The following is a 5,091-nucleotide window of genomic DNA, read 5'->3' as shown; positions in this document are numbered from 1 at the left end:
ACGTTATTGATAGCAATCGAGGGGACGGCAACAACCGTCATGCTCGCCATGTCGATCACCAGGCGGTACCTCGGCTAATGGGCTTCAGCGTGGGTTGACGCATACCGCTCCAGCAGCGCATACAGCACCAGCCCGCCCGCCAGCGGCAACAGGTAGTAAAGCGCGCGGTAGGCCAGCACCGCGCCCATCAGTGCCCCCTGGCGCACGCTCCCCGACAGCAGCGCCAGGTAGACCGCCTCCAGCACACCCAGCCCGCCGGGGATCGGCATGATCACCCCCACGATGGACGCCGCCATCAGCACGCCCAGCACCGTGGTGTAAGGCACTTGCTGGCCCAGCAGCAAATACATGGCCGCGCCCATCAGTGCCCAGTTGCTGGCCGAAATGCCGAGCTGCACCAGGGCCAGCTGCGCGGAAGGCAGCTTCAGCCGCCGCCCGCGCACCCGCCACACGTGCCCGCGCGCCAACGCGCACGCCACCACGTAGCCCAGTGCAATCAGCACCATCACCACGCCCAGCAGGCGCAGCGCCGCGGCGCCAATGTGTGCCTGGCTGGGCGGTGCAATGGCGCCAGCAGCAAAGAGGCTCCCCGCCACCAACCCATAGCCCAGCCAGTTGGTTGCAAGGCTCAAGCCCACGATCTGCGCAATGGCGGCTTCGTCCAACCCGGCCCGCGCATACAGCCGCGCCCGCAGCGCCACCCCGCCGACCAGCGAGCCCAGGTTCAGGTTAAAGGCATAGCTGGTGACCGCAATGGCCCAGGTCTGCAGGCGCGGCAGCTTGTGGCGCGTGTGCTGCCGACCTATCAGGTCAAAGCACCCATACAGCGCATGGCTGGCCGTGGCCAGGCCCAGCACCGCAAGCAGCAAAAGAGGCGAGTAGCGCCGCAGCGTTTGCCAGGCGCCTTCCCAGTCCACCTTGTGGGCATGGGAAACCAGCAAACCCAGGACGACGATGCCCAGCGCAGGAAACACCCAGCGGCGGATGCGCGGCCACAGCGACGTTGCGGCTGCCGGGGACGTGCTGTCGGGAAGGTGAGCCGCAGTGCTGGGCATGATCAGTGCATTTTCAGCAAGGCACAAAGCGAACTCCAGCGAGGCTGGCGCTGATTTTTGTAGGCGAAAACCGACGGTGGCCCACCACGCTGCAGCGCCGCCCCTTCAGCGCTCCAGCTCAAGGCCTGCGGGATGCAGGCGGTTCCATGGCGTTGCCTTCTCAAACGCAAACGCTGCGCGCAATATCGTGGGCTCGGCGAAGGGCCGCCCGATCACTTGAATCGAAACCGGAAGCCCGCCGTCAGAAAGCCCCGCAGGAACGGCAACCGAACACAAATCAAGCAGGTTCACAAAGCGCCCGAACCTTGACAGCGGCGTGGCCAGTTCGTCGACCTCGCTGACGGGAATGGCGGTAATGGCATTGGTCGGAAATACACAAACGTCGACGCCGTCCATGGCGTCCAGCATCGCGGCTTTCGCAGACTCACGGTCGCGCAGCAGGGTGATGTACTGGGCGGCCCCGATGTCCCGGCCCAGCATGATCCGCCGCTTGATGTTCGGGTCAAACTCCAGCTCATTGCGCTCGAAAAGCGTGCCGAGATTGGCATAGCCTTCGGCGCTCATCAGGCTGCCTGCAATGCGCATGGATTGCGCCAGGCTTTGCGGAAGCGGCTTGTCCACCAGGGTCATGCCAAGCCCGGTGAACACGGAAAGAGACCTGTCATAAGCCTTCAGCACTTCCGGGTCCACGTCTTCGCGTTCAGCTCTGGGCAGGGTCCAGACCCGCATTCCCCTGACATCTTTTTCAATCTCTTTTGAAACCGAACGCGAGGGCGAAAAGCGGGATGCCGCGTCCTGCGGGTCGGGCCCCGCCAGCACGTCCAGCAGCGTTGCGCAATCCTTCACGGTCCGCGTGATGGGCCCCACCGTGTCATGCGTGGGGCACAGGTCAATCAGGCCGTAGCGGCTGATCAGACCATGTGTCGTTTTCAGCCCCACCAGCCCGCAGAGCCCGGCCGGAATGCGAACGGAGCCGCCGGTGTCCGTGCCCAGCGCTGCGCTGGCCATGCCCGCCGAAACCGCCACGGCCGAGCCGCTGCTGGAGCCGCCGGGCACACGGTGGGTTTCAAGGTCCCAGGGGTTCCAGGGTGTGCCCATGGAAGTATTGGTTCCCCAGCCGCCAAAGGCAAATTCCACCGTGTGTGTTTTCCCCAGCACGATGGCGCCGGCTGCCCTCAACCGGTCGACCACCGTCGCTGTGACGGTGGAGGTGCGCGGCGGGAGCGATCTGGAACCCGCGGTGATGGCGTGGCCTTTAATTTCAAAAAGGTCTTTGACGGCAATGGTCACACCATGCAGCGGGCCCACCGTGAAGCCGGCCTGCCTGAGCTTGTCCAGGCCGCGGGCGGCCTGCAAGGCTTCATCTGCATAGAGGTCTACATAGGCGTGCAGCTTGGCGTCAAAGGCGTCTATGCGCGAGAGCTGGTTTTCGACCAGTGTTTCGCTGTTGGTCTCTCCGCTGGCAAGCGCTTCGAGCGTCTGCTCCATGGAGGCGTAGGCAAGCGATGTGTTGAGAGAGGAATTGGCGATGGAGGTCATGCAGCACCCATGACCCGCCGGCCGCGCGAGAGGCGCTTTTCCAGCGCGCGCGAAAGCATTGACAAGGGAAAGGCAATGGCAAAGTAAAAGGCGCCCACCAGCAGGAATATGTGCAGGGGCAGGAAGAACTCGCTGGACATGGCCCGCGCCGTCAGCATCAGCTCGTCCGTGGCGATCAGTGCGCACAGCGAGCTGTCTTTTAACAGCGCCACATAGGTGTTCAGCAAGGGTGGCAGCATGACGCGCAGCGCCTGGGGAAACACCACATGCATAAACACCTGGTGCGGCGCCAGGCCAACGGCCAGGGCTGCTTCGCGCTGCCCGCGGTGAATCGACTGCAGGCCTCCGCGCAAAATCTCGGCAACATACGCCGCGCCGTGCAGGCCCAACCCGATCACCCCGGCCCAGAAGCCCGGCAGCGTAAGCCCGAGCGGCGGCAACGCAAAGTAGAGTGCCAGCAGCAGCGCGAGCAAGGGCACGGTGCGCACGAACTGAATGAAGAAGTTGGCGGCAAAGCGCAGGGCCGGCCGGCCGCTGCGGATCATGGCCGCCAGGGCCGCGCCCAGAAGCAGGGCCATCACAAAGCCCGCAGATGACAGCTTTGCCGTTACTTTGGCCGCCTCTGCAAGGCGGGGAGCCCAGTCGGGCCAGTATTGCAGGAAGACCGCAAAAAAACTGTTCATCGCTTGTTCTCCATGCGGCTTTCGGCCTTGGCAAATCCCCAGCTGACCGGCAGCACCATGGCCGCATACAACAGCATGGCGGCAAGATAGATCAAAGTGGTTTCAAAAGTGGAGGTCACCAGGTTCCTGGCAAAAAACATGATTTCCGGCGCGGCAATCGCAGAAGCGATGGACGTGTCTTTGAGCAGCTGGCTGGTGTAGTTGCCGAGGGATGGCCACGTCACCCGCAGCATTTGTGGAAGAAGGATGTGAATCAGCGCCTGCCGCGGTGTCATTCCGACGGAAAGGGCGGCCTCGCGCTGGCCGGCGTGCAGGCACTTGAGCCCGGCGACAAACACGTCGCACAACACCGCCGCCCCAACCAGCCCCAGGCCCAAAATTGCCGCCACCAGCGGCGAGAGCCGTATGCCGACGGCCGCCAGCCCGAAATAGATTACGAAGAGGTGGGCCAATGCCGGAACGTTGCGCATCCATTCGATGTAGGTGGCAATGGCCAGCTTCAGCAAACGAAAACGTGCGAAAGTGACCGTCACCGCCAGCAGCATTCCGCCCGCCAGCGCAATGACGAAAGCACCCAGGGCCACCACCGCGGCAGTGACCGCGCCACCCACCAGCACGGCGAGGATGCCCCCGAAAATTCCAAGCTGTTCCATCACCTGGCCAGCCCCGGGTTGTCCGCCACCTGGCCGAGAAAGCTGCGGGTGCGTTCCAGCTGCGGGTTGTTGATGACATCGACAGCGGGGCCCTGCTCAACAATGTGGCCGCCGTCCATAAAGATCACGCGGTCTGCCACGTCCCTGGCAAAGCGGATTTCGTGCGTAACCAGAATCATCGAGCGGCCCTCTTCGGCCAGCTCACGAATCACGGTGAGCACCTCGCCGACCAGCTCCGGGTCAAGCGCAGAGGTTGGCTCGTCAAAAAGAATGAGCTTGGGCTGCTGGGCCAGGGCCCTGGCAATGGCCACGCGCTGCTGTTGCCCTCCGGACAATCGTTCCGGGTATTCATCTGCCTTGCTGGAAAGGTGAACCTTCTCCAGCATGGCGTCGGCAAGCTCATACGCTTCGGGTTTCGACATGCCACCGGCCTTGATGGAGCCCAGGGCCACGTTGTCGCGAACGTTCAGGTGCGGCCACAAGTAAAACAACTGGAACACCATGCCGATCTCGCGGCGCTGCGGCGCGAGTTCGCGGTCATTCATGAAGCGGAACCCGCCGTGCCGGGTTGGCACCTGGCCTATCCGTTCACCGTCAAGCACGATGGCGCCTTCGCCCGGCTGCTCCAGAAAATTCAGGCAGCGCAGGCAGGTCGACTTTCCGGAGCCGCTGGGCCCGATCAGCGAAAGGGTTTCGCCTTTACGCAGGTCAAAGGAAATTCCCTTGAGCACTTCGAGCGGGCCGTAGCTTTTTTTCAGCCCGTCGACTTTTAACAGTGTGTTGTTCATTGGGTTCAGTTTTTTGACGCAGACGAACGCATGAGAAAAACACGCGTTCGCCTGTATCCATGCTTCGAAGGGCTTACTTGCAGGACGGCAATTTCCAGTCGGCAGGGCGGTCTACGCCGGCGCGGAAGTTCTGGCCCACGGGCACGTACCAGACGTCTTGCACCAGGCCGTATTTGCCGCCGATCTTTTTGAGCTCACAGCTCTGCCAGAGCTTGGCGATTTCCGCGTTCACGGCCTTGGCGAGTTCCGGGTTGTCCTTGTTCAGGCCAAACACCACCTGGCCCAGCCCGGTGAGCAGGGGGTAGTCCGGGTTGTTGTCAACAAAGGCGTTGAACTTGAGCTTCCACTGCGGGTTACGCGAAATGGCGTACTG

At 63.0% G+C, this 5,091-nt stretch carries 5 protein-coding genes and 1 pseudogene; all 6 read right to left on the bottom strand.

Annotation, left to right across the window (positions count from 1 at the left end):
- Window positions 1-74 precede the first annotated feature (74 nt).
- Window positions 75-1,055, bottom strand: a complete 981-nt coding sequence (locus AC1D1X_RS15325; RefSeq protein ID WP_477668185.1) for a lysylphosphatidylglycerol synthase domain-containing protein — start codon at window positions 1,053-1,055, stop codon at window positions 75-77.
- A gap of 105 nt (window positions 1,056-1,160) precedes the next feature.
- Window positions 1,161-2,594, bottom strand: coding sequence for an amidase (locus AC1D1X_RS15320; protein ID WP_477668184.1), 1,434 nt, complete (start codon window positions 2,592-2,594; stop codon window positions 1,161-1,163).
- Window positions 2,591-3,277 (bottom strand): amino acid ABC transporter permease, encoded by a 687-nt coding sequence (locus tag AC1D1X_RS15315; RefSeq protein ID WP_477668183.1) that lies wholly within the window; start codon window positions 3,275-3,277, stop codon window positions 2,591-2,593. The genes AC1D1X_RS15320 and AC1D1X_RS15315 overlap by 4 nt, the downstream gene beginning before the upstream one ends.
- Complete coding sequence (locus AC1D1X_RS15310; protein ID WP_477668182.1) at window positions 3,274-3,930, bottom strand: amino acid ABC transporter permease; 657 nt, start codon at window positions 3,928-3,930, stop codon at window positions 3,274-3,276. Before AC1D1X_RS15310 ends, AC1D1X_RS15315 begins: the two co-directional genes overlap by 4 nt.
- Window positions 3,930-4,718, bottom strand: a complete 789-nt coding sequence (locus tag AC1D1X_RS15305; RefSeq protein WP_477668181.1) for an amino acid ABC transporter ATP-binding protein — start codon at window positions 4,716-4,718, stop codon at window positions 3,930-3,932. The genes AC1D1X_RS15310 and AC1D1X_RS15305 overlap by 1 nt, the downstream gene beginning before the upstream one ends.
- A gap of 73 nt (window positions 4,719-4,791) precedes the next feature.
- Window positions 4,792-5,091 (bottom strand): annotated as a pseudogene (locus AC1D1X_RS15300) (amino acid ABC transporter substrate-binding protein); the annotation flags it as partial.

The sequence above is a fragment of the Polaromonas sp. P1_G4 genome (assembly GCF_056405475.1).
Note: the sequence above shows the minus strand (reverse complement) of the source record. Positions and strands in the feature narration are given on the sequence as shown.